The organism is Pseudomonas sp. Van50 (assembly GCF_055390755.1).
The window spans coordinates 3581865-3604608 of sequence record NZ_AP024343.1 but is presented as its reverse complement, the minus strand read 5'-3'; the positions used below and the strand labels follow the sequence as shown (position 1 = coordinate 3604608).

20 protein-coding genes and 2 pseudogenes are annotated in these 22744 nt (G+C 61.0%); 16 read left to right on the top strand and 6 right to left on the bottom strand.

Annotated features, from left to right (window positions below; genetic code table 11):
- Positions 1-11 precede the first annotated feature (11 nt).
- From ACZ5M5_RS15325 to ACZ5M5_RS15275, 11 genes are all read left to right on the top strand, one after another.
- Entirely contained in the window at positions 12-203 is a 192-nt protein-coding gene (locus ACZ5M5_RS15325; protein WP_146042648.1) for a hypothetical protein, read from the top strand.
- A 29-nt stretch (positions 204-232) separates the two neighbouring features.
- Positions 233-2458 carry a type VI secretion system Vgr family protein gene (locus ACZ5M5_RS15320; protein ID WP_060742375.1) on the top strand — a complete coding sequence of 742 codons (2226 nt, stop codon included), beginning with the start codon at positions 233-235 and terminating at the stop codon, positions 2456-2458.
- A gap of 16 nt (positions 2459-2474) precedes the next feature.
- Positions 2475-2930, top strand: a complete 456-nt coding sequence (locus ACZ5M5_RS15315; RefSeq protein ID WP_103309688.1) for a DUF6484 domain-containing protein — start codon at positions 2475-2477, stop codon at positions 2928-2930.
- Between the two features lie 15 nt (positions 2931-2945).
- On the top strand, positions 2946-4061 hold the full coding sequence (locus ACZ5M5_RS15310) for a DUF2169 family type VI secretion system accessory protein (RefSeq protein ID WP_060742377.1): 1116 nt from the start codon (positions 2946-2948) through the stop codon (positions 4059-4061).
- Positions 4055-5095: a beta-ketoacyl synthase N-terminal-like domain-containing protein gene (locus ACZ5M5_RS15305; RefSeq protein ID WP_464739390.1), complete on the top strand. Its 1041-nt coding sequence runs from the start codon at positions 4055-4057 to the stop codon at positions 5093-5095. The genes ACZ5M5_RS15310 and ACZ5M5_RS15305 overlap by 7 nt, the downstream gene beginning before the upstream one ends.
- On the top strand, positions 5095-6180 hold the full coding sequence (locus ACZ5M5_RS15300) for a PAAR-like domain-containing protein (protein ID WP_464737531.1): 1086 nt from the start codon (positions 5095-5097) through the stop codon (positions 6178-6180). Before ACZ5M5_RS15305 ends, ACZ5M5_RS15300 begins: the two co-directional genes overlap by 1 nt.
- A gap of 21 nt (positions 6181-6201) precedes the next feature.
- Positions 6202-7080 (top strand): hypothetical protein, encoded by an 879-nt coding sequence (locus ACZ5M5_RS15295; protein WP_060742380.1) that lies wholly within the window; start codon positions 6202-6204, stop codon positions 7078-7080.
- A gap of 19 nt (positions 7081-7099) precedes the next feature.
- On the top strand, positions 7100-8359 hold the full coding sequence (locus ACZ5M5_RS15290) for a TIGR02270 family protein (RefSeq protein ID WP_464737530.1): 1260 nt from the start codon (positions 7100-7102) through the stop codon (positions 8357-8359).
- 59 nt (positions 8360-8418) lie between these two features.
- Positions 8419-9198, top strand: coding sequence for an SDR family NAD(P)-dependent oxidoreductase (locus tag ACZ5M5_RS15285; protein WP_060742382.1), 780 nt, complete (start codon positions 8419-8421; stop codon positions 9196-9198).
- A 179-nt stretch (positions 9199-9377) separates the two neighbouring features.
- On the top strand, positions 9378-10310 hold the full coding sequence (locus tag ACZ5M5_RS15280; protein WP_103308077.1) for an NAD(P)-dependent alcohol dehydrogenase: 933 nt from the start codon (positions 9378-9380) through the stop codon (positions 10308-10310).
- 3 nt (positions 10311-10313) lie between these two features.
- Positions 10314-11015: a helix-turn-helix transcriptional regulator gene (locus ACZ5M5_RS15275; RefSeq protein ID WP_203225767.1), complete on the top strand. Its 702-nt coding sequence runs from the start codon at positions 10314-10316 to the stop codon at positions 11013-11015.
- A 118-nt stretch (positions 11016-11133) separates the two neighbouring features.
- Here the strand turns inward: ACZ5M5_RS15275 and ACZ5M5_RS15270 are convergent, their stop codons facing one another.
- Positions 11134-12015: a LysR family transcriptional regulator gene (locus ACZ5M5_RS15270; protein ID WP_464737529.1), complete on the bottom strand. Its 882-nt coding sequence runs from the start codon at positions 12013-12015 to the stop codon at positions 11134-11136.
- Between the two features lie 152 nt (positions 12016-12167).
- Here ACZ5M5_RS15270 and ACZ5M5_RS15265 point away from each other — a divergent pair, with 152 nt between their 5' ends.
- The 3 genes from ACZ5M5_RS15265 to ACZ5M5_RS15255 all read left to right on the top strand — a co-directional run bounded on the left by ACZ5M5_RS15265 (position 12168) and on the right by ACZ5M5_RS15255 (position 16313).
- On the top strand, positions 12168-13400 hold the full coding sequence (locus ACZ5M5_RS15265) for an MFS transporter (RefSeq protein ID WP_464737528.1): 1233 nt from the start codon (positions 12168-12170) through the stop codon (positions 13398-13400).
- Positions 13401-13583: 183 nt separating this feature from the next.
- The gene (locus ACZ5M5_RS15260) at positions 13584-14057 is read left to right on the top strand and encodes a (2Fe-2S)-binding protein (RefSeq protein WP_060742386.1); all 474 of its coding nucleotides are present in this window, start codon (positions 13584-13586) and stop codon (positions 14055-14057) included.
- A gap of 12 nt (positions 14058-14069) precedes the next feature.
- Positions 14070-16313: a xanthine dehydrogenase family protein molybdopterin-binding subunit gene (locus ACZ5M5_RS15255; protein WP_103308079.1), complete on the top strand. Its 2244-nt coding sequence runs from the start codon at positions 14070-14072 to the stop codon at positions 16311-16313.
- Positions 16314-16359: 46 nt separating this feature from the next.
- On the opposite strand, the pseudogene ACZ5M5_RS15250 reads toward ACZ5M5_RS15255, so the two are convergent.
- A pseudogene (locus ACZ5M5_RS15250) lies at positions 16360-17267 on the bottom strand (AraC family transcriptional regulator).
- Between the two features lie 242 nt (positions 17268-17509).
- Positions 17510-18256 carry a YkgJ family cysteine cluster protein gene (locus tag ACZ5M5_RS15245; protein WP_464737527.1) on the bottom strand — a complete coding sequence of 249 codons (747 nt, stop codon included), beginning with the start codon at positions 18254-18256 and terminating at the stop codon, positions 17510-17512.
- Between the two features lie 339 nt (positions 18257-18595).
- Between ACZ5M5_RS15245 and ACZ5M5_RS15240 the strand changes: the two genes are divergently transcribed.
- Positions 18596-19195, top strand: coding sequence for a hypothetical protein (locus ACZ5M5_RS15240; protein WP_103308081.1), 600 nt, complete (start codon positions 18596-18598; stop codon positions 19193-19195).
- Between the two features lie 85 nt (positions 19196-19280).
- On the opposite strand, the gene ACZ5M5_RS15235 is transcribed toward ACZ5M5_RS15240, so the two are convergent.
- The 3 genes and pseudogenes from ACZ5M5_RS15235 to ACZ5M5_RS15225 all read right to left on the bottom strand — a co-directional run bounded on the left by ACZ5M5_RS15235 (position 19281) and on the right by ACZ5M5_RS15225 (position 21396).
- On the bottom strand, positions 19281-19889 hold the full coding sequence (locus tag ACZ5M5_RS15235; RefSeq protein WP_103308082.1) for a hypothetical protein: 609 nt from the start codon (positions 19887-19889) through the stop codon (positions 19281-19283).
- A gap of 36 nt (positions 19890-19925) precedes the next feature.
- A pseudogene (locus ACZ5M5_RS15230) lies at positions 19926-20459 on the bottom strand (methyl-accepting chemotaxis protein); the annotation flags it as partial.
- 85 nt (positions 20460-20544) lie between these two features.
- On the bottom strand, positions 20545-21396 hold the full coding sequence (locus ACZ5M5_RS15225; RefSeq protein ID WP_464737526.1) for a hypothetical protein: 852 nt from the start codon (positions 21394-21396) through the stop codon (positions 20545-20547).
- A gap of 180 nt (positions 21397-21576) precedes the next feature.
- Here ACZ5M5_RS15225 and ACZ5M5_RS15220 point away from each other — a divergent pair, with 180 nt between their 5' ends.
- Positions 21577-22725 (top strand): MalY/PatB family protein, encoded by a 1149-nt coding sequence (locus tag ACZ5M5_RS15220; RefSeq protein ID WP_464737525.1) that lies wholly within the window; start codon positions 21577-21579, stop codon positions 22723-22725.
- Positions 22726-22744 lie beyond the last annotated feature (19 nt).

The following is a 22744-nucleotide window of genomic DNA, read 5'->3' as shown; positions in this document are numbered from 1 at the left end:
GGTGCCATAAAATGGCTCCCTGCAAACGTCAATCCGCACGTCCCAGTTCTGCTCGTACGCTCACGCTAATTGAAGACCGCAAGACCGATAAGGAGATCACCTCTGTGGTGGATGTGCAGCAAACGTTGAGCTTGATTTCCCTTCATGTTCCCTTTGGCGGCGCCCTTGCCTACGGCGCCACCTTTCTTACGACGGCCAACTGACGCCCGTACCCGAGCCAAGGAAGCCGCTCATGGCAATCACGCAAAACAACCGTTTGGTGCAGGTCGACAGTCCCCTCGGTGGCGATGTCCTGTTGCTGCAAAGCATGGACGGCAGCGAAGAGCTGGGACGGCTGTTCCACTACGAATTGGACCTGACCTCCGAAGACCGGGCGATCACGTTCGACCAGTTGCTAGGCAAGCCGATGGGCCTGACCCTGGAGCTGTACGACGGCGCAAAGCGCTATTTCCACGGCATCGTCTGCAGTTGCCGGCAGTTGACCGGGCACGGCCAGTTCGCCGGTTACCGCGTCAGCCTGCGGCCCTGGTTCTGGCTGCTTACGCGCACCTCTGATTGCCGGATTTTCCAGAACAAGACAGTGCCGGACATCATCAAGCAGGTGTTCCGTGACCTCGGCTTCTCCGATTTCGAAGACAGCCTGAGCGGCAGCTACCGTGAGTGGGAATATTGCGTGCAGTACCGTGAAACCAGCTTCGACTTCGTCAGTCGGCTGATGGAGCAGGAAGGCATCTATTACTACTTTCGCCATGAAAAAAACCGTCATGTGCTGGTGCTGGCCGATGCCTATGGTGCCCACTCCACGGCGGCAGACTATGCCTCGGTGCCCTTCTACCCGCCCGATCGGCAAATGCGTGAGCGCGATCATTTCTACGACTGGCAACTGGCACGGGAAGTCCAACCCGGCTCGCTGGCGCTGAACGACTACGACTTCCTGCGCCCGCGCGCCAGCCTCGAGGTGCGCTCCAGCGTACCGCGCAACCACACCAACGCCGACTACCCGCTCTACGACTACCCCGGTGAATACGTCCAGAGCAATGATGGCGATCACTACGCGCGTACTCGCATCGAAGCCATTCACAGTCAGTTCGAGCGTGTGCAGTTGCGCGGACGCGCCCGTGGCATCGGTTGCGGTCATGTGTTCTCGCTGACGGGATATGACCGTGCGGACCAGAACCGTGAGTATCTGGTGGTGGCCGCCCGTTATCAGATTCGTCAGGATGCCTATGAAAGCGGGCAGTCGGACGTCGCCGAACAGTTCGTCAGCGAGCTGGACTGTATGGATGCCAACCAGGCCTTCCGTCCTCTGCCCCTCACGCCGATGCCCATCGTCCGCGGACCGCAAACCGCCGTGGTGGTGGGCCCCAGTGGCGAGGAGATCTGGACCGACCAGTATGGCCGGGTCAAAGTGCATTTCCATTGGGACCGCCATGACCAGTCCAATGAAAACAGCTCCTGCTGGATTCGCGTCTCACAGGCCTGGGCCGGCAAGAACTGGGGATCCGTGCAGCTCCCGCGGATCGGTCAGGAAGTGATCGTCAGTTTCCTCGAAGGCGATCCGGATCGGCCGATCATCACCGGCCGCGTCTACAACGCCGAACAGACCGTGCCCTATGGGCTGCCCGCCAACGCCACCCAGAGCGGGGTGAAAAGTCGTTCAAGCAAGGGCGGCTCGCCGGCCAACTTCAATGAAATCCGCATGGAGGACAAGAAAGGCGCCGAGCAGCTGTTTATCCACGCCGAGAAAAACCAGGACATCGAGGTCGAGAACGACGAGACCCACTGGGTTGGCCATGATCGCCGCAAGACCATCGACAACGACGAGACCGTGCACGTCAAACACGATCGCACCGAAACCGTCGATAACAACGAAACCATCACCATTGGTGTGGATCGCAAGGAAAAGGTCGGCAATAACGAAACCATCTCCATCGGTGTGAATCGCACCGAGGATGTCGGCAGCGACGAGAAAATCACCATTGGCGCCAATCGCACCGAGAAGGTGGGCAGCAACGAGACCATCACCATCGGTGCCGACCGCACGGAAAAAGTCGGCGCCAACGAAAAAATCAGCATTGCCAGCAACCGGACCGAGGACGTGGGTGGCAACGAGACCATCGGCATCAGCGGCAACCGTAACGAAACGGTCCAGGGCAACGAAGGCATCGAGATCAACGGCAACCAGAGTACCCAGATCGGCCAGAACGAGTCCCGCGACGTTGCCCAGAACCGCAACACCAGCATCAATCAGAACGACAGCCTGGACGTCGGCAAGCACTTTGCCCTCACCGCTGGCGATTCCATCAGCCTGACGACGGGCGACGCCAGCATCACCATGAAGAAGGACGGCACCATCATGATCAGCGGCAAGAACATCACCATCGACGGCTCCGGCGCGATCAAGATCAAGGCCAACAAGAACGTGGTCGTCAAAGGCCAGAAGATTCTGCAGAACTAGCCATGGAGCGTGCGTGATGACTGTCGAATACTACCTGCCCTCCTCCACTGCCACGCCGGCCCGCGTGGATGGCGTCGTGATTGGCCTGCTGCTGGATGTGCCCAAGGCGGACGCTCCGGTCGTGGCGTTTCCCGGCTGCCCTGCTGACGGCGGCCTCCCCGCGCGTACCACCACCCCCCTCAGTCGCGAGGATATCGGGGCCCAGGTCGCGCTGATGTTCGAGGCCGGCGACCTGGCCCGGCCCCTGGTGATCGGCCGCATCCAGCGCCTGCCGCAAACCTCGACGCCGGCCGTCGCCCACCTGGACGGCGAACGCTTGGAGTTCACCGCGGAGCGGGAAATCGTCCTGCGCTGCGGCAAGGCCAGCATTACCCTCACCCGCGAAGGCAAGGTGCTGATCCGTGGGACCTACCTCTCAAGCCGATCATCCGGCGTGAACCGCATCAAGGGCGGTTCGGTGCAGATCAACTAGACAGGTAGTCGACTCATGGAGCTGCTCAACGCCAGCAAACTGCTTGCTGCCTACACCCAGGGCATGGAGCCCGATGGCCGCGAATCCCTGGTGATCGTGGCCAAAGGCACGTTCAATTTGCCCCTGGACGGCCGGGCGGCAACCCTCGCCGACACCCAGCAACCGTTGTTGATGGCCGATGCATTCGTCGGCGAACCGGGCCTCAGTGCCCCGCTGCAGGAAATGGACTTCGCCCCGATCAAGCCATTCTGCGATGTGCTGGTACGCGGCAAGGCCTATGCCCCAGGCGGGCGGCCCGTGACGCAACTGGCCGCAGGCATTCGCGTCGGTCAGATGAGCAAGGCCTTTTCCGTCCTCGGGCCCCGCCGATGGCAACCGGGGCTATTGGGTGTTTCTCCCGGTTTGCCGCAGCCCTTTACCGAGCAGGACATCTCTTATGCCCAGGCCTACGGAGGCTCCCATCCCATGGCCAACAAGCCGGACATGCTGCATGGGTATCCGGACAATCCGAGTGGTTGCGGTTGGTTTCCAGGCAGCATCGACAGTGCGCAAATCGCGGGCAAGCCAATGCCCAATACCGAGGAGCTGGGCAAGCCGATCGACAGCCCCTCCGGCGACTTTCGCCCCATGGCGCTCGGTCCCATTGGCCGTAGTTGGCCGCAACGCGTCCGGTTTGCCGGTACTTACGACGAAGCCTGGTTGGCCGACTGCTTTCCGTTTCTGCCGCAGGATTTCGACCGTCGCTACTTCCAGGCGGCCCCCGACGACCAGCAGATTCCTTACCCGCGTGGCGGCGAGGACGTGCTGTTGCTCAACCTCACGCCCCGGGAGCACGCGAGCTTTCGCATCCCCGAAATGGACGTGCCAGTGACTTTCTTCCTGAAAAAAGGCGGCCATGAGACTGTGCAGGCGGTGATCGATACCCTGCTGATCGACACGGACGCACGCCAGGTGCAACTGACCTGGCGAGTGTCCCGTCCCCTGCAGCGCAACCTGTTCGAGATCGCCCAGGTGCTGGTCGGCACGATGTCCACGGGCTGGTGGCGCGCCCGTGAACTGGGCAAGGATTACTACCCGTCGCTGTCCTCCCTGGTAAAAGCCAAGCAGGCGCCCGAGGAGACGGACTGGTGACCGCGCTCTGTATCATCGGCTCCGGCATGGTCAGCGCTGTCGGCCTCACTGCACCCGCAAGCTGCGCGGCGATCCGCTGCGCCATCGACAATTTCCAGGAAACCCGTTTCATCGACCAAGGTGGCGAGTGGTTGATTGCCGCCAGCGTACCTCTGGAGCAGCCCTGGCGCGGCCGCATCAAGTTGCTCAAGATGGCCGCCCGCGCCATCGCCGAGGCGTTACAGAGCACCCCCGGGGTTGACCCGGAAAAGACCCCGCTGCTGCTGGGCGTGGCCGAAGCCGAGCGCCCCGGCCGTCTGGATGGCCTCGATAGAAGACTGTTGCAGGACATCGAAGCGGAACTGGGCCTGCGCTTTCATCCGGATTCCACCATCATCGCCCGCGGCCGGGTCAGCGCCGCCGTGGCCCTGCTGAATGCACGCACGCTGATCTATCAAGGCGGCCATCGCCACGTGTTGGTCGCCGGCGTCGACTCCTTCCTTTGCGGAGCGACCCTGGCCGCCTTCGAAGAGCGCGAGCGCCTGCTTACCAGCGAGAACTCCAACGGTTTTATTCCCGGCGAAGGGGCTGCGGCTGTGGTACTGGCTGCTCCGGTGGTCAGCGCAACGCCGCAACTGGCTTGCATCGGCCTGGGGTTCGGTATGGAGAAGGCCACCGTGGAGGCCGAAGACATTCCCTTGCGCGCCGAAGGCCTGACACAAGCTGTACGGGCAGCCCTTGGCGAAGCCGGCTGTGGGTTGGAGCAAATGGATTATCGGCTCACCGACATCTCCGGCGAGCAGTACTACTTCAAGGAAGCCTCCCTGGCCCTCAGCCGGACCCTGCGCGTGCGCAAGGAGTTCTTCCATCTCTGGCATCCGGCCGACTGCATCGGCGAAGTCGGCGCCGCCATCGGCCCGGCCATGCTCGCGGTGGCGTTGGCCGCCAGTCGCAAGGGCTACGGCGAAGGTCCGAATATCTTCTGCCATCTTGGCAACGACGCCGGCGAGCGTGCCGTCGCGCTGCTCAGTTATCAGACTGTGAGGGCTGCCTGATGGCGAATGAAGTCTACGCCAACAATATGGAAGTCTCCTGCAAGTCGGCGGCGGGCAAGTCGATCGCCTGCTTCCCGGATGTCTGCTTCACCCCGCCCCAGGCTCCGCCCACCCCACTGGGGGTGCCGATCCCCTACCCCAATACCGGCATGGCGAAGGATACGACCAGGGGGACGCGAACGGTCAAAATCACCGGCAAAGAGGTGATGCTCAAAGACAAGAGTTGTTTCAAGACCAGTACGGGAGATGAAGCCGGGAATACGCCGAAGAAAGGCGTGGTGACCAGCAAGATCAAGGGAAAGGTGTACTTCATTGCCTGGTCGATGGACGTGAAGTTCGAAGGGGAAAATGTCGTCAGGCATTTAGACTTGATGACTCATAACCATGCGTCCAAACCCGGAAATACGCCTCCATGGGCTTATACCGACGCCTCCGCGACGGCGCCCGTGGAGCGTTGCAAGAAAGAAGTCGCCAGGAAAAACAAGGCATGTGGGGAGTTGAAGACCAAAGCCGAACGGTGTGGCGACAAGGCCTGTACGGCCGCAAAAAAGTGTTTGCTGGTCTCCAAGAAACAGGCGGACTCCAAGGCGCAGAACAGTGAAGTAGCCTGTTGTCCTGGCGAAACCGGCCACCACCTCGTTGAAGCTCACAGTTTTACAGTGCCAGGCACGAATCGCCAGACGCCGCTTCCTCAATTCCCCAACTACGACGAAAAAGACGCACCGTGCATTTGCGTGCAATGCCCTCAGGACGGAAGCGGACGTTATGAAGGGGATCATGGCTTCATGCATGCAGCCCAAGGCAAGCTGGAACAGGCCGCGATAGAGCGCGCGCCGCCCGCTCAAAAGGATTACGCCTGGAACTATGGCCAATCCCGTGGAGCGGGCGTGCGAGCGCTCCAGCAAACCTTTCCGAAATCGAAATGCTCAAAGAAATGCCTGGAAGCGCAGCTAGACGCTTACCACAAGAATACGGTGGGAGTCAGGGACAAAACCCCAGTGAGGACTCACACCCCCAACCTTCAAGACAATCAGAAAGAGCTGGCCCACGAAATGATCCCAGAGGTCAGTATCAGTGCTTGGTAGCTCAATTGGAGCAGGGACGACATGACTCAAACATTGGATTGGACGCTGAGCCGAGTAGCGGTCTTTGATAAAAACCGCGTCTATGTACTCGCCTACTCCAAACGCGAGCCCGGCACCCGCGTTTTTCGATGGACCGGAGGATGGGACAACTATTATGTTCAAGGGATCTGCGCCGGTATCTGCGCCGTTCGCGGCGCACCTCCCGAAATCCTGACGCTGTGTGCCGATGGTCGCGTTCATCGCGCTGCGCCTGACGGGCAAGCCTACGAGGATATCGTCGCGGAAAAACCCAGCAAGCACGGCTTGCTGCGCGACATCCGCCCTATCGGTGCAAATGTCTACGCCACCGGCTTCGGCCGCCAAGTCTATGTTCGAAAGGACAGAGTCTGGCAGCGCTGCGACAAAGGGGTGGTCGAAGACCCGACCGCCGACAGCCTCAGTGGCTTCGAGTCCATCGACGGTTTTAATGAGGATGAAATCTATGCCACCGGTAACCAGGGCGAAATCTGGTACCGCTGGCAGGGTACCTGGCAGCGCAGCGAAAGCCCGACCAACATCATTCTGGAAAACGTTCTCTGCGCGCCCGATGGCGTGGTTTACATCTCCGGCCAGTTGGGCATCGTCATGCGAGGTCGTCTCGACCGCTGGGAGCTCGTTGAGCATGAGCTCACTGAAGATACCTTCTGGGACATGGCCTGGTTCAATGATCAACTCTGGCTGTCAACCACCAAAGCCCTCTATACGCTACAAGGCGACAAGCTGGAGAAGGTCGAGACGGGACTTCCCGGCGATCAGACCTTCAGATACCTCGACGCGAATGAACAGTGCCTATGGTCGTCCGGTGAACGACACCTTGCCGCTTTTGACGGAGCGAATTGGACACGCATACCCAGTCCTTGAGACGAGTGCAGAGAAACACATGGAAAGTTTGTCACCGATTCTCGACCAACACACCGAAGAGGCCAGTTTCCTCGCAGTGCTAAGGGACTATGCCGTACGTGCGCCACACTACGATCTGGACCACCTCGGCACGCTCGACAACCGCATCGACGCCCATCTCGATGGCCTGCGTATCGCCGGCCCAGCGGGGCTGGAAGCGCTGCTGGGCCAACTCGGCCCACACGCCATCGGCGAGATGTTCGCCAGCGTGGTGCTGGCTTTCGAGGCGGCCAACGGCAAAGTGCTGTCGCGGCTCAGCGAGCAGTTGCGCAGAGCCTTGGAAACGGAGCGCGGTTACCTGATGGCCCTGGGCTGGCTCGACTGGGAACGGGTGTCTCCGTGGATAGAACGTATGCTCGCCTCCCCCGAGCCGCTGTTTCGCCGTCTCGGCCTTGCGGCCTGCGGCATGCATCGCCGCGACCCCGGCCCCGCCCTGCTGGCCGGACTTTCCGATGCCGACCCAAGCGTGCTGGCACGTGCCGCCCGCACGGTTGGCGAATTGCGCCGGCGTGACCTGTTCCCGACGATGCGTGCCCACCGCCAGCATGAGGACGCCGCCACGCGCTTCTGGGCCAATTGGGCCACTGTCCAAATGGGCGACCAGCAGGCGTTGGAGCCTCTACGCTCATTCGCCGAGCAACCGGGCGAGTTCCAGTACCGCGCGCTCTGCGTACTGCTGGCTTGGCAAGAACGCGAACTCAGCATCGCCTGGATACGGCAATTGGTACAGGATCCCCGGGATCGGCGCATCGGCCTCCAGGCCCTTGGATTGCTGGGCGATCCGGTCAGCGTGCCCTGGTTGATCCAGCAGATGAGCGACCCGCCCTACGCCCGCGTCGCCGGTGAAGCCTTCAGCCTGATCAGCGGCGCTGACCTGGCGTTGCTTGATCTGGAGTTGCAGGACCTGCCGGATTTCGATGCAGGCCCGAACGACAACCCTGAAGATCCCAATGTCGCCATGGACCCCGATGAAAACCTGCCTTGGCCCGACCCGCAGGCAATCGAACGATGGTGGCAAGCCAACGGCGGACACTTTCAGGTGGGGACTCGTTACATGCTGGGATTGGCCCATAGCGAACACTGCTTTCAGCAAGCCCTTGTCCGCGGCCAGCAACGCCAGCGCATCGCCGCGGCCTGCGGTCTCGCCCGCTTCCGGCCAGACGAAGTGCTTTTCCCTACCAGCGCACCGGCTTGGCGGCAAAAGCGCTTGTTGGGAATGACGGCGCTGTTCGGGCGTTGATCAGGATGTTTATATAGCGCTCCGACACCTGGCAATCACTTATCCCCTCTGGAGGCACCATGCCTAACGCAACTGGACAGAACCCTGTGGCACTCATCAGTGGGGTTGGCAGTGAGATCGGCATCGGCATGGCGATCGCGCGCAGGCTGGGCGCCGCCGGCGCCCGATTGATCATCACCGCGAGCAGTGCACGCATCCTTGAGCGCGTCGCGGAATTGCGTGCCGAAGGGTTCGAAGTCGAAGGGCGGGCCATCGATCTTACCGATGAAAACCAGGTGCGTGAGTTTATGGTGTGGGCAGAGTCCGTCTGGGGGCAGGTCGATATTCTGGTGAACAACGCGGGTATGGCCATGCAAGGCAGTCCGGAGTGCTTTTCCGAGCTGGCGATCATGGACCTGCACACCTGGAACCTGACACTGGCGCGCAATCTCACCACGGCTTTTCTGCTGACACGGGCTGTTCTGCCCGGCATGCGGGCGCGCCGATACGGGCGCATCGTCAACATCAGCTCCACGACCGGCACCCGCTGCAGTAACCCCGGTGAAGCGGCTTACAGCGCCGCGAAGGCCGCGATGGTCGGAATGAGCATGAGCCTGGCGCTGGAAGTCGCCAAGCAAGGAGTGACTGTAAACAGCGTCGCTCCCGGCTGGATCAGCACGGGTTCGACCACTGCCGAGGAAGCCAAGGCGGCAGGCTACACGCCGATGGGCCGGGCGGGACGTCCCGAAGAGGTGGCGGCACTGGTGGCTTTTCTGGCGTCTTCAGAGGCGAGCTACATCACGGGCGAAGTCATCGTGGTGGATGGCGGCAACTGCCTGGTGGAGAACAAGGCCCCTTGATCTGAACGTGGGCCCCAGCGGCCGCTCGTGCTTATAGCCTGGCAAAACAATGGTGACAGAAACTGACCCTGTCGATGGTTAGAGTGAAATGGTTGGCCGCAGGAAACGATGCGCTGGAAACAACGCCCCTGCCCCATCCCTGTTTCTACCTCACCAATCATCCAGAGTAAGCGTCGGCTATGAAGCGTATCCAGTATCACAATTACGGCGGGCCGCAGGTGATGAAGCTCGAAGCCTTTACGTTGGCTTCACCGGGTCAAGGCGAAGTCGCTGTGAAAGTCAGATTCGCCGCCATCAACCCTATCGACTGGAAGTTGCGCAGCGGGCAGATGAAGATCGTTACGGGCAGGTCCTTCCCCCGGGCCATGGGCATGGATTTCTCCGGCGTCGTCATGGCGGTGGGCAGCAACGTGACGCGGTTTAAAGTGGGTGATGCTGTTTTTGGTCTCGCTCGCTTCAAGGAAAGTGGTGCGCTGGCAGAAGCCGTGGTCACCAAGGAATCGCTGCTGGCCAGCAAACCCGAGAATGTCTCCTTTGAACAAGCCGCTTGCCTCGGGACTCCGGGAACGACAGCCTGGAACGGATTGCGGGACAAGGCCGGGCTGACCGCGGGCCAGCGCGTCTTCATCAACGGTTGCAGTGGCGCGGTCGGTGAAGCCTGCGTGCAAATAGCGCGCATGGTGGGGGCCACTATCACCGGTTCGTGCAGTGAAGAGACGCTAGGGCGGGCGCGGCAACTGGGGGTCGATACGGTTCACGACTATCGCAAAACCGATCTGTCCAGGCTGCCTGAACGTTTTGATGTGGTGTATGACACGGCAGCCACCATGGCCCTGCCGGTCGGCCTCAACCTGCTGCGTAAAGGCGGCGTGCTGCTGGATCTGAATCCAAGCCCCGGCAAATTCATTCGCTCCTTTTTTGATAAGCGCCTGAAACCCATCATCTGCACACCGCGCCCCGAGGTCCTCGACACGCTCGCCCAAGCCGCCCAGAATGGCAGCTTCCGGCTTCCTGTGGCGCAAGTGGTGCCTCTTGACGATGCGATCCAGCTTGTCGCGGCCATCGAGGGAGGCAGGAAACTGCGTGGCAAGGCCCTTGTAGCCATGGACTGAAGCGTGTCAAGAAGCCATAGATTATTCGACCTCATGCAAGTGCTTCGGCGTCATCGCGGAACGGTTTCCGGTGTCACGCTATCCCGTGAGCTGAATGTCTCATTGCGTACCATCCGACGGGACGTCATCACGCTGCAGTCGATGGGGGCGGACATCGTTGGCGAGCCCGGTGTTGGCTACATCTTGCGTCCGGGTTTTCTGTTGCCGCCATTGAGTTTCACCGAGGAAGAAATTCAGGCACTGATGGCCGGCGCGCAATGGGTCAGCCGCCAAACCGATGAAGGCCTGGCCCACGCCGTTCAAAACGCATTGGCCAAGATCGACAGCGTCCTGCCGCCACACATGCGGCGGACCTTGGACAACGACACGATTTACGTCAGCCGCAATCAAGGCGCCCCGGCGGCGCTGGATCTGGCGCAGGTCCGGCTGGCGCTTCGCGAACAACGCAAAATGCAGATCGTCTACAAGGACGAAAATGGGGAGCAGACGCAACGAACCCTCTGGCCGATCATGCTGGGGTTCGTCGAGGCGCAGCGGTATATCGCAGGCTGGTGCGAACTGCGCGGCGACTATCGTTTGTTCCGAACGGACCGGATCGTCGAGGTGGGTTTCCTGGAGGAGCGCTACGCCCGTCCCCGGCAACAGCTGGTCAAGGAATGGCGCTCCCGGGACGCGCACCCGTGCAAACAGAAAGACTGCAGCTAGCAGCCCACTTGCTCTATGGCCAGCACATTTCCCCTGTGGGGCTGGAGGTGGACATGAGTGTTGTGCCTGCTGAAGATTGAAGGTGGGCGCGAGCCTGCTCGCGATGGCGATGGTTCAGTCACTTGAATAACTCACTGCTCATGAAGTCAATGAATACCCGCAGTTTCGGCGCCAGGTGTTTGCTTGAGGGCCAGAGCATGCGGAAGGTGCTCTGATGCCTGTTGAAGTCGTCCAGGACGGTGACCAGCTCACCGGCCGCGATGGCCTCACGCACAGTGAAATCCGGCACGCAGGCAATCCCCAGCGCATCATGCACCACGTGCAGCAACGCCTCGGTGGTGTTGCAGACCAGGTTCGCCGGCAGGTTGAGTTCCGGCTCCCCGTCCCCGTTTACCGGCCAGACTTGCATCCTGCCAGTACTGGGAAACTTGTATAACAGGCAGGCATGGCGCAGAAGATCCGTCGGTACGTGCGGTGTGCCGTGTTCGGCGAAGTACCGGGGCGAACCGACCACAACGAGCTTGAACGGGCCCAACGGACGGGACATCAGCCGGGAGTCGTTCGGCTCTCCGGTCCGAATGACCGCATCGAAACCCTCCTCGATGATGTCCACCAGCCTGTCGGAAAAATCCAGGTCCAGTTCAATACTGGGGTAGCGCCGCATGAAGGCGATCAGCGTCGGCATGACCAGGTCCGCAACGAGGGGCAGGCTCACGCGCAGTTTGCCCCGTGGCGCCTTGCGGGTTTGCGACAGCTCCTGTTCGGCCGCTTCGACTTCGCAGAGAATGCGCCGGCAACGTTCGAGAAACAGCGTCCCTTCCGCCGTCAGCGTGATACTTCGCGTGCTGCGGTGAAACAGCCGCACACCCAGCCGTTCCTCGAGCCGGGCGACGCTTTTGCCCACCGCCGAAGACGAAATGCCCAGCGCCCTGCCCGCCTCTGAAAAACTGCGGGTTTCGGCCGCGCGCACAAAAAAATCAATCCCGCTCAGTGATTCCACGCCAGCCTCCCATTGCGGACATTTTTTCCGATGTGTTGTGCACTCTAGCATTCTTGTCTCGACAAAGAGGGGCACCTACCGTAGTCGACACTTATCAATCTGCGATTGACCGCGTCGTCCCGGCGGGTCAGGAGCGCTCCAGCAGGTGACACATGACGATTGCCAACCCCCCTATCGATGCCGATGCCGATGCCGATGCCGATGCCGATGCCGAGGTCATTCAAGACACTGCGCCGCTCCCCATCGGATCACTGTTTGCCCTCGCACTGGCGGCGTTCGTGACCATCCTCACCGAGGCCTTGCCCGCCGGGCTTCTTTCACAGATCAGCGAAGGGCTGGCGATCTCCGAAGCCCTTGCCGGCCAACTGGTAACGGTCTACGCGATAGGCTCCTTGCTGGCGGCCATTCCATTGACCGCCGCGACCCAAGGCATGCGACGCAGATCGCTCTTGCTAACGGCAATCGCCGGTTTCGCCGTTGCCAATACCGTCACGACGTTCTCTACCCACTATGGTTTGACGATTGTCGCGCGCTTGCTGGGTGGCGTATCGGCCGGGCTGCTGTGGGCTTTGTTGGCCGGTTATGCCGCCCGCATGGTGCCCGAAAGCCAGAAGGGTCGAGCGATTGCAATCGCCATGGTGGGCGCGCCCTTGGCGTTGTCCCTGGGCGTGCCGGCTGGCACGCTGCTCGGCAACCTGGTCGGCTGGCGAATGAGCTTCGCCATCATGAGCCTGTTCGCCGTGGCCTTGATGGTCTGGGTACGACTCAAGGTGCCTGACTTTCCCGGACAGGCCTCCAACAAACGGCTTGCCTTGGGCCAGGTCTTCACTCTGCCAGGCGTTCGCTCGGTGTTGTTCGTGGTACTGGCTTTTGTCCTGGCGCACAACATTCTCTTTACCTACATCGCTCCATTTTTGACGACGGCGGGCCTGGGCGAGCGGACGGATCTGGTCCTGTTGGTCTTTGGCGTCGCGTCGTTACTGGGGATCTGGGTGGTCGGCGTGCTGATCGATCGCCATCTGCGGGCGTTGACGCTCGCAGGTACAGTGCTGTTCGCCCTTTCGGCAATGATGCTAGGGGCAATGAGCGACAGGCCTGCGGCGGTGTATATCGCCGTGGCCGCTTGGGGAATCGCTTTCGGAGGGGCCGGGACGCTGTTCCAGACGGCCATCGCCAAGACAGCCGGAGATGCGGCGGATCTGGCCCAGTCAATGCTGGTCACGGCCTGGAACCTGGCCATTGCCGGCGGCGGGATCGTCGGCGGCATCCTGCTCGACCACCTGGGGGTCGTGGCGTTTGCGCCGGTCCTGGTCGTTCTCCTGCTGCTGACGTTGGCGGTGGTGTGGTCGGCCAGCCAGTACGGGTTTACAGCAAACCTGCGCTGAACATGCATGCGCTCATGAATAGCCATCAACGATAGACATCAGTCACTGACAACAACAGCGTGCACCTCCACGGGGCACGCTGATTCGCATGATCAGGCAATAATCAGCCCGAATCGTGCAACCCACTCCAACCATTCCTTCCTATAGTTAACCAGAGCCAAACCATCTGGAGCTGGTCCCCCTATGAGCGCCCTGAACATCAACGGCCGTGAATACACGGTCGACGTCGACCCTGGCACCCCTATCCTCTGGACCCTGCGCGACACGCTGGGCATGACCGGCACCAAGTTCGGCTGCGGCGCTGCGCTGTGTGGCGCCTGCACCGTGCACCTGGATGGCCAGGCCATTCGTTCCTGCGTGACGCCCATCGCCGCCGCCGTCGGCAAGAAGATCACCACCATCGAAGCGGCAACCGACGGCAGTGATCCGGTGGGCAGCGCCGTGCACGAGGCGTGGGTCAAACACGACGTGGCGCAATGCGGCTACTGCCAGAGTGGCCAGATCATGAGCGCAACGGCTTTTCTCAAGGCCCAGCCCAAGGGCAAGCAGCCCACGGCGGCCGAGATCGACTCGGCCATGGCCGGCAATATCTGCCGCTGTGGCACCTACGCCCGAATCCGCGCCGCGGTGGCTGATGCCGCCAAAGCCATTGCCTGATCGGAGCTGACCATGCTGAACGAGATCTTCCCAAACGAGCTCCCCCGCGCCTTGCAACATATGCTTGAACGTGACGAGGCTGACGGCCCCGCTGCCCTGCCCCGGCGCAGCTTCCTCAAGATCGTCGGCATCGGCGGGCTGGCCTTGGGGGCGTTTCCACACCTGGCCCTGGCGCAGGAAGCCAATGGCGCCGTCGCAGCGCCGCTCAAACCGACCCAGCAACCCTCCGCCTTCGTGCAGATCGCGCCCAATGGCGAGGTCACGGTCACCATCAATCGGTTGGAATTCGGCCAGGGCGTGCAGACCGGCCTGCCCATGATTCTCGCCGAAGAACTGGATGCCGACTGGAGCCTGGTGCGCAGTCGCAACGGCAGCAACGACGCGGCCTACATGGACCCGGCGTTCGGCATCCACCTCACGGGTGGTTCCAACACGATCAAGAACAGCTACACCCAGTACCGCGAACTTGGCGCCCGTGCGCGCGCCATGCTGCTGAGTGCGGCCGCCGCACGCTGGAACGTGGACGTGGCGAGCCTGAGTACCCAGGCCGGCATGGTGCTCGGCCCGGCGGGCCGTAAAGCGAGCTACGGCGAACTGGCGCAAGCGGCGATGGCGATGCCTGTACCCGAGCAGATCACGCTCAAGGACCCCAAGGATTTCCGCATCATCGGCCAGGCCACCACACGCATCGATGCCAAGGCCAAGAGCAGCGGCCAGCAGGATTTCGGTATCGACATGCACCTGCCGGGGCAACTCACGGCGGTCGTCGCCCGGCCACCGGTGTTCGGCGCCAGAATCGCTGCTCTGGACGACAGCGCGGCGCGGGCCACCAAAGGCGTGAAGGCCGTGTTGCGCGTACCGCTGGATGGCGGCGCCGAAGGTGTCGCGGTGGTTGCCGACAGTTACTGGCAGGCGAAGCTGGCACGCGATGCACTGAAGGTGGAATGGAATGCGTCCGCCGTGGAAAAGGTGGACAGCGAAAAACAATTGGCCCAATACCGCGAACTGGCCAGCCAGCCCGGCCCGTTGCACTTCGATGCCGACATGACGCCACTCGCCACGGCGCCGCATCGACTGGAGGCCGAGTTCCTGTTCCCCTACCTCGCCCATGCCCCCATGGAACCGCTCAATTGCACCGTGCAGCTTGCCGGCAAAAATGGCGCTCAGTTGTGGGTCGGCACGCAATTCCCGGGCGGCGATGCGGCGGCCGCCGCCAAGGTGCTGGACCTCAAGCCCGAGCAGATCCAGGTGAATGTACAAACCGCTGGTGGAGGTTTTGGCCGGCGCGGCGTACCCACCAACGATTTCGTGGTACTGGCTTGCGAAGTGGCCAAGGCCGCCCGCACCGCTGGGGTCGATGCGCCTATCCGCACACTCTGGAGCCGGGAAGACGACATCAAGGGCGGCTACTACCGCCCCATGCACCTGCACCGTGCGCGCATCGGTTTTGATGACAGTGGCAAGGTTCTCGCCTGGGACCACGCCTTGGTTGGCCAATCGATCATCACCGGTACCGTGTTTGGCGGGCGGGTGAAAAATGGCATCGACCCGACCGCCACCGAGGGCCTGCGCGACCCGTATCCGCTGCCCATGCGGCTGACGGTGCATCACCCGAAACTCAACGTCCCCGTACTGTGGTGGCGCAGCGTCGGTTCCACCCATACGGCTTTTGTGATGGAAACACTGATCGACGAGATCGCCCGCACCACCAAACAGGATCCGGTGGCCTACCGGATGAAGCTGTTTGGCGACCAGAGCCCACGCCATCGCGCGGCGCTGCAATTGGCCGTGGACAAGAGCGAGTACGGCAAGCGCCAGCTACCGGCGGGCCGTGCCTGGGGCGTGGCGGTCCACGAGTCGTTCAGTTCGGTGGTGGCTTATGTGGTCGAAGCCTCGGTGCAGGATGGCCGTCCGGTGCTGCACAACGTGACCGCTGGCGTGCACTGCAACCTGGCCGTCAACCCACGCAGTGTCGAGGCCCAGGTCCAGGGCGCGGCGCTGATGGGCCTGTCGATGTGCCTGCCCGGTGGTGCCATCACCCTGAAAGACGGCGTCGTGCAGCAGAGCAATTTTGCTGACTTCAGCGTGCCGCGCATTACCGACATGCCGGAATTCGCTGTCCACATCGTGCCCAGTGCCGAGCCGCCCACGGGAATGGGCGAACCCGGCCTGCCAGCGTTAGCCCCGGCGTTTGCGAACGCGGTGGCGAGCCTGACCGGTAAACCCATGCGTGAATTGCCGTTCAAGTTGGCGTGAGCGGCGCTTGAGGCTGCCTGGCCGCAATGCCAGGCAAGCCTCACGATCACAAGCGAATCCGCTTGATATCCCGCTGCGGGGGCTCTCCAAACAGGCGGCTGTATTCACGGCTGAACTGCGAGGCACTTTCGTAGCCAACCAGCCCCCTGCACTGCTCGCGTCGACCTTCTGGCTCAACATCAATTGCCGAGCAGCTTGCAGCCGCAGTTGCTTCTGGTATTGCAACGGGCTCATCCCGGTCACGGTCCGAAAATGCTGGCGGAAAGTGGAAGGACTCATGTGCGCTTGCGCCGCCAGGTCGTCCATGCGCAACGCCTGGCGAAAATTCAGTTTCAGCCAGGCGACCGTCTTGGCAATGTGTTGGCTGGGTGAACCGGCGGCGATGACATGCAGCAACTGCGGTGCATGGGCACCGTTCAGCAGGCGAGCGACAACTTCTTCCTTGATCAGCGGGGCCACGGTCTCAAGCAACTGCGGCTCGTCCAGCAGGTCTATCAAACGCCTCAGGGCATCCAGCACCCCGGCATCCAGCGCCTGTACGGTAATCGGTCGAAACGCGTCGTCTTTCATGCGTTGTGACAGCTGCATGCGCTCGGCCACTTGCATCACCATCGTGCTGTCGAATCTCAGCATCAGGCCCAGGAACGGTTTGGCGACGCTGGCCTGGGAGACGTGGGAAATGACCGGCAGGTCCACGCAAGTCACCATGGACTGGCCGGGAGCGTAGGTCAGGATCTCGTCCCCGATCATGGCTTGCTTGCGGCCTTGCAAGGTCACGCCAATGCCCAGGCCGTAGATGCAGTGCATGGGCGCGGTGATTGCCTTGCGCCGATGCAGGCTCAAACCGGCGATGGCAGTCATCTGGTCACCCTCGCCGGGCACAAGCTGGCTGACCGAGCCGGCCAGGCGACTGAGGTCTGGGGCGGCCGTGTCGCTTTTGAAATCGGTGTGCACACTTCACTCCTTGAAAGATCGGGCCCACGACTTGCGGTGATGCCGAACACTGCTCGGCATCACCGCAAATCGTTGATCAATATGGACGCAGTATGCTGGGTCGGCGGTTCGGGTCGCTTGCCTGATTGGCGCAAATTCTTGCACGATTCAACGAGCCGAAACCGGCACAGGTCATCCAAGCCTATGTATTGCAAGATATTTCGTGGACTGAAAATGCACAAAGTGATGGCTGGACTCGAAAACTAAAGTCCCTGGAAGATATAGCTGGTTGACCGTTGATCATCCAGCGCGACACCTGCTTGCAGCAGTCGTTGGGCCAGGGCCGGCGTTTCGACCCGCACTTTCCAGTTCAGGCCAGTCGGTGCCTCCGGGGCGCGGTCGTAGCGAACGATTGCTTCAGCCAACTGCGCCCGATCAGGCAAGTAAACGGCCAACGCATTGCCCTTCCAGGCGGCGACGTTCATACCCAGCGCTTCACACAGCGCAATCTTGGCCTGGGCATCGTCCCTGTCCGCCTGGCGGGAACGTTCGATCTGATCGGCCAGGATCGGATCGACGACGCGGTCGGTAAACAAGACCTCCCCCGTCTCCCAGACCTCGGGAGGACAGACCTTGTCGGCTGGACGCAAGGTAATGAGCGGATTGATTTCCATCGGGTAGATTCGACAGACCAACGGCCGCTCTTCATAGATGCCGCAACGACCGTCGTCGCCGAGATTGCGGCACTGGGTCAGGGCATTGCCGGCCAACACCGCAACGACTCGGATCCGGGCATCGCCACTGGTGACTTCCACGGCTCTTTGGGCGCTGTGGGCGAATTGTCGAGGCTCCGAAGGCCAGCTCGACTCATCGAACGCCTCCAGCACGACCGCCACCTCATGTCCGCGTTGCAACCATTGCCTCGTCTCGTCCAACGTCAGTGGAATCAGCCGACCTTTGCAGCAAATCCCGCAGCCGTTGCAGGCAAAACGGACCGTGTTGTTTTCCATATCAAGCACTCGCACACATGTTTTCGACCGCCTTCGGCAGGCTCCGCCACTGCGATACAGCTGTGGCAGGGCCTCCGGGCCGCGAGAGTATGTGGAGCGAAACGCCAATCCGCTTGCCGGATCCGCCGGCATAGTTGCCTGATCCAAGGTGTTTTCAGGGGATAGACCCGGGCAGGAAAATCGTTGTTCCAGGCAACCCTTCACTGCAGATGCCGGATACGCGGCATCATGACTGCGCCGTGCTCATCACAAATGTCCGAACAGTCACAGCCGTATCATCATCGTCAGCTGATATCATTAGGCCTTCACTCATATGAGCGCTATTTAAAAAGGATTTTTATGTCCACCGATAAAAACCGGTTTGACGACTGGCTAAAGCAAAATCTCGTTCGTGATCTCGTATTCAGGGCGCTGGTCTGGTTAATCATTTCGATAATCGCGGCCTATTTTGCGATTCATACGCTGAACATTCCGCCTTTGGACTACCTGGACCGAATGGGTAAATCACTGGGCCGGTTGGTGAATAGCCTGGGCAGCGTGTCGATCCTGCTCTGCCTACCAGCGCTTATGTTCAAGGACCTCGAGGCCAGCGTAAAGAATCCGAGACGTAAGGCCTTCATGGGTGGCTGTTTTGCAGGAGTAGTCCGCCGGCTGGCGGGCGATCTTTCGTTGTGGACGTTGGGCGCCATTATCACCTTGTCGTCCTCCTTCCTCCTGGTCGCCACGATCGTAGAGCTCAAATCTTCTGATTACCTTCCGCTGGGCGTGTTCATAGCGACGGCCATCATGATGATTGGCGGGATCGGCGCAATTAACTTTTTCGTCAGGCGCAGTGCACCTACACCGTTGACGACATGCACGAACAATCCGCTTGCGCTTTCCATCGTCTATGGGATTGCCACCGCTCTGCTCGTTTTTATCGTGGTGAAGCAACTCTAGCTTGTTTAGCCACTGACACATTCGATGTCACGCGCGCTGAGTTCACACCCAGCGCGTCCTCCTGTTCGCAGCCACTGGTGCTGCGTCAGTTCCCAGCGTTGAACCATAAGTATTTGTCGAACACTCGCTCCTTGAACCAGAGCGATGTCGTGATGGGCACGATTTCCTTGGGACTGCTTTCAAATGCCATCGAAAAGTCGTGTGCGTTCACCAATGCCGCGCACGCTCGTTCTATTTGCAGGCTGTGGTCAGAAAACGCGGCGAGCCATTGCTCCCGGTATCCCTCGTAATGGTTAGGCACTTTGTAGCCATTCTTGTTTAGCCATTGCTTGGCTCGGGAATCAAAGATCACGACCGGGCTTTTGTAGCGCAACCAAAGAAATTTCGAGGCCGCGGATACGGCGTTTTTTCCATAGCGTTTTTCAAACGCAAGGGCGAGTTGATTAACTTTTTCGCATACGTTCTTTTCGGTCAGTTTTCCTCGGCCAGACCTGACCAAGTCCAGCGCTCCTTGCAGACGACTTTCAGTTTTATCGATGCGGAAATTTCGGGTTACCTTGTAGTACTTCGCTGCGTGGTGGAACGCTTGGAGACTCTGTGTCTTATTGCTAGAAAATATACGCTCCGAGAAGGGTTGATCCCACTGGTGCCAATCATTTAGATACATCAACGCAAAATATTTGAAATTTTTCATAACGTTTTTTATCCATACTTGGATTCATAGGCCTTTTCAGACCACCCCGCCCTTTCCATGAAACGCCTGCCCCAACACCGCCAGCCGCTCTGCCAACGGCGGCAAGCACTGACTGCTGCGAGTCAGGATGCCAATGTTGTCGGCGTTGCGCTCAGCCACGGCCTGCACGCTTTGCAGGCGCTGGTTGATGCCCATCGACGCCTTGGATTGTTCTTGGGTGGTGCTGGCGATCAGGTCGTTGAAATGATTGATCACGGCGATGTCTTCGACGACGGCGTGCAACAGTTGCGAAGCCAGTTGGCTGGCGGAGACGCAGCGCTCGACCCCATCGCGGCTGTCTTGCATCGCGACGGCCGCCTGGCGGCTGCCTTGCTGCAGCTTGGTGATGATCTGTTGGATCTCGGTGGTGGACGTCGAGGTCTTTTGTGACAGGGTGCGGACCTCGTCGGCCACCACCGCGAACCCGCGGCCCTGCTCGCCAGCCCGGGCCGCCTCGATGGCGGCATTGAGGGCCAGCAGGTTGGTCTGTTCGGCAATGCCGTTGATCACATCCAGCACCTGGCCGATCTGCTGCGCCTGGTCGGCCAGGACCTGCACGGTTTCGTTGGTCAGGTTGATGCGCCCTGCCAGCTCGACAATCTCCTCCCGGGTCTGGTCAACCGTGCTGCAGGGTCTGGCCGACATGGCCGGCGATGTTTTCCATGGCCTCGACCAGATGGCTGATCGCACCGCTCATCTGTGCCACTTCGTCGAGTTGGTGACGGGCACCGGTTTCCAGGGTCTGGCCAACCTGGGACAGGTCCTGGCCCAGGTCCGAGAGGTTGCGGGTGTCGCGCACCACGCCATCCACCAGTTGGGTGACCTGCTGGAGGAAATGATCGAAACGCTCACTCGAAGAGACCTTGACGCCGTCGCTGCGCTGCCTGTCGGCGTCGTTGCTCAACTGCGCGGCCGCCGCCAGCACCTTATCGAGCACCTCCTGGTTTTCCGTGGCGTCGGCCAGGCTCTGGTTCGCCAGGTAAATCAGGATCACGCTTTCCACCACCACGTAGAACGCGTGAAGAAAGATCATCGACCAGCCACCGTGGGTGTCCATGACGAATACCGGATAACCCTGGTGTTGAAGCCAGTGAAAACCAAGGTGATGAACCGCGATGGTGGCGGCGGCAACGACAATCGGCAGCCAGTCACGGTAGAACGTCAACACGGCCAGCAGCACGAAGATCCCGAAGTGGAATTCGATCACGCCGTGGGTCTGGTTGATGTGCAAGGCCGCCATGACCATCAGCGCCACCGCGATGACGCAGCGCATGGCCCGGGTGCCGGCCAGGACGCGATAAAGCGTGGTGCTCGCCACGCAGGTGGTCGCCCCCACCAGCAGCGCCTGGGTGAACGTCGAGTGCAGGAACGCCAGGCTCAGGGAATACAGCAACGTGAGCCAGAGTAGCCCCAGCATGATGCGGTCGGCTTTACGGTGGTGATCGTTAAAGCGCACGGGCGATGTCATGGGGGTCGTCCTTTTCAAAGACTTGGAGGTCCGTTACCGAGTGCCGCTAACGGCTTAGCGGCGTTTCGAGAGGGAACTTTAACTGATTATCATCAATTGGTGGCACTGCGCCATCAAGCTTTTCTCGGCGGTCTTTGCTTTATGATGTGCGCCATCTCATGACTGACTGATGGAACCCCCATGACTTTCGATTTCGACACCGTATTGGAGCGCCACGGCACCGGCAGTACCAAATGGAGCCGCTACCCGGCCGATGTGCTGCCAATGTGGGTGGCCGACATGGATTTCCCCGCCCCGCCGGTGGTCATCGACGCGCTGCACAAGCGCCTCGAACATCCGATGCTGGGCTACAGCGTCGCCCAGGACAATCTGCGCGCGGCCATCGTGGCAGACCTGTGGAGCAAGTACGCCTGGCGCGTCGAGCCTCAGCAGATCGTGTTCCTGCCTGGCGTCGAGCCGGGTTTCAATATGGCGCTGCGTGCCCTGGTGGAACCCCGACAGAATGTCGTGGTGCAGGTGCCCAACTACCCTCCGCTGCGCCACGCCCCCGGTCACTGGCAGTTGAACAAAGTGGAGTTGCCGTTCACCCCGGTCAAGGGTGAATTCCATACGCCCTTGACCGCGTTGCGCGAAGCATTGCAGGGCGGCGGCGCCCTGTTGCTGAGCAACCCTCACAACCCGCTGGGCAAGGTGTTTGGCCGCGAAGAACTCAAGGCCGTGGCGGACATTTGCCTGGCGCAGGACGCCTGGATCATCTCCGACGAAATCCATGCCGAATTGTGCTTCGACGGCCGCGTGCACATTCCGACCGCCTCCCTCAGCCCGGAGATTGCCGAGCGCACCATCACCTTGATGTCCGCCAGCAAGGCCTACAACATCGCCGGGCTGAAAACATCGTTCGCCATTATCCAGAACGCCAAGCTGCGCGAGCGGGTCAACAACGCGCGGGCCGGCATGGTCGACAGCGTCAATGCCTTCGGCCTGGAAGCGACCCGTGCGGCCTACAGCGAAGCCGGCCCATGGCTGGAGGCCTTGAAAGCCTATCTGCAAGCCAACCGCGATTACCTGGTCGAGGCGGTGAGCACCCGTCTGCCGGGCATCACCATGACCGTGCCCCAGGGCACTTACCTGGCCTGGCTGGATTGCTCCGGGCTGGGGCTGGATGACCCACAAGGATTTTTCTTGAAAGAAGCCAAGGTCGGGCTGAGTGTCGGGCTGGATTTTGCTGACGATGCCGGGCAGTTCGTGCGCCTGAACTTCGGCTGCCCGCGGGCATTGCTGGAGGAAGGCCTCGCACGGATGGAGCGCAGCCTGAAAGCCAGGGGCTGATTCAAACGACGACAAAAAA

Bases quoted from the DNA above. Each gene is read 5' to 3' on its own strand.
- ACZ5M5_RS15325 (WP_146042648.1), top strand. From the start codon at position 12: ATGGCTCCCTGCAAACGTCAATCCGCACGTCCCAGTTCTGCTCGTACG.
- ACZ5M5_RS15320 (WP_060742375.1), top strand. From the start codon at position 233: ATGGCAATCACGCAAAACAACCGTTTGGTGCAGGTCGACAGTCCCCTC.
- ACZ5M5_RS15315 (WP_103309688.1), top strand. From the start codon at position 2,475: ATGACTGTCGAATACTACCTGCCCTCCTCCACTGCCACGCCGGCCCGC.
- ACZ5M5_RS15310 (WP_060742377.1), top strand. From the start codon at position 2,946: ATGGAGCTGCTCAACGCCAGCAAACTGCTTGCTGCCTACACCCAGGGC.
- ACZ5M5_RS15300 (WP_464737531.1), top strand. From the start codon at position 5,095: ATGGCGAATGAAGTCTACGCCAACAATATGGAAGTCTCCTGCAAGTCG.
- ACZ5M5_RS15295 (WP_060742380.1), top strand. From the start codon at position 6,202: ATGACTCAAACATTGGATTGGACGCTGAGCCGAGTAGCGGTCTTTGAT.
- ACZ5M5_RS15290 (WP_464737530.1), top strand. From the start codon at position 7,100: ATGGAAAGTTTGTCACCGATTCTCGACCAACACACCGAAGAGGCCAGT.
- ACZ5M5_RS15285 (WP_060742382.1), top strand. From the start codon at position 8,419: ATGCCTAACGCAACTGGACAGAACCCTGTGGCACTCATCAGTGGGGTT.
- ACZ5M5_RS15280 (WP_103308077.1), top strand. From the start codon at position 9,378: ATGAAGCGTATCCAGTATCACAATTACGGCGGGCCGCAGGTGATGAAG.
- ACZ5M5_RS15265 (WP_464737528.1), top strand. From the start codon at position 12,168: ATGACGATTGCCAACCCCCCTATCGATGCCGATGCCGATGCCGATGCC.
- ACZ5M5_RS15260 (WP_060742386.1), top strand. From the start codon at position 13,584: ATGAGCGCCCTGAACATCAACGGCCGTGAATACACGGTCGACGTCGAC.
- ACZ5M5_RS15255 (WP_103308079.1), top strand. From the start codon at position 14,070: ATGCTGAACGAGATCTTCCCAAACGAGCTCCCCCGCGCCTTGCAACAT.
- ACZ5M5_RS15245 (WP_464737527.1), bottom strand. From the start codon at position 18,256: ATGGAAAACAACACGGTCCGTTTTGCCTGCAACGGCTGCGGGATTTGC.
- ACZ5M5_RS15240 (WP_103308081.1), top strand. From the start codon at position 18,596: ATGTCCACCGATAAAAACCGGTTTGACGACTGGCTAAAGCAAAATCTC.
- ACZ5M5_RS15235 (WP_103308082.1), bottom strand. From the start codon at position 19,889: ATGAAAAATTTCAAATATTTTGCGTTGATGTATCTAAATGATTGGCAC.
- ACZ5M5_RS15225 (WP_464737526.1), bottom strand. From the start codon at position 21,396: ATGACATCGCCCGTGCGCTTTAACGATCACCACCGTAAAGCCGACCGC.
- ACZ5M5_RS15220 (WP_464737525.1), top strand. From the start codon at position 21,577: ATGACTTTCGATTTCGACACCGTATTGGAGCGCCACGGCACCGGCAGT.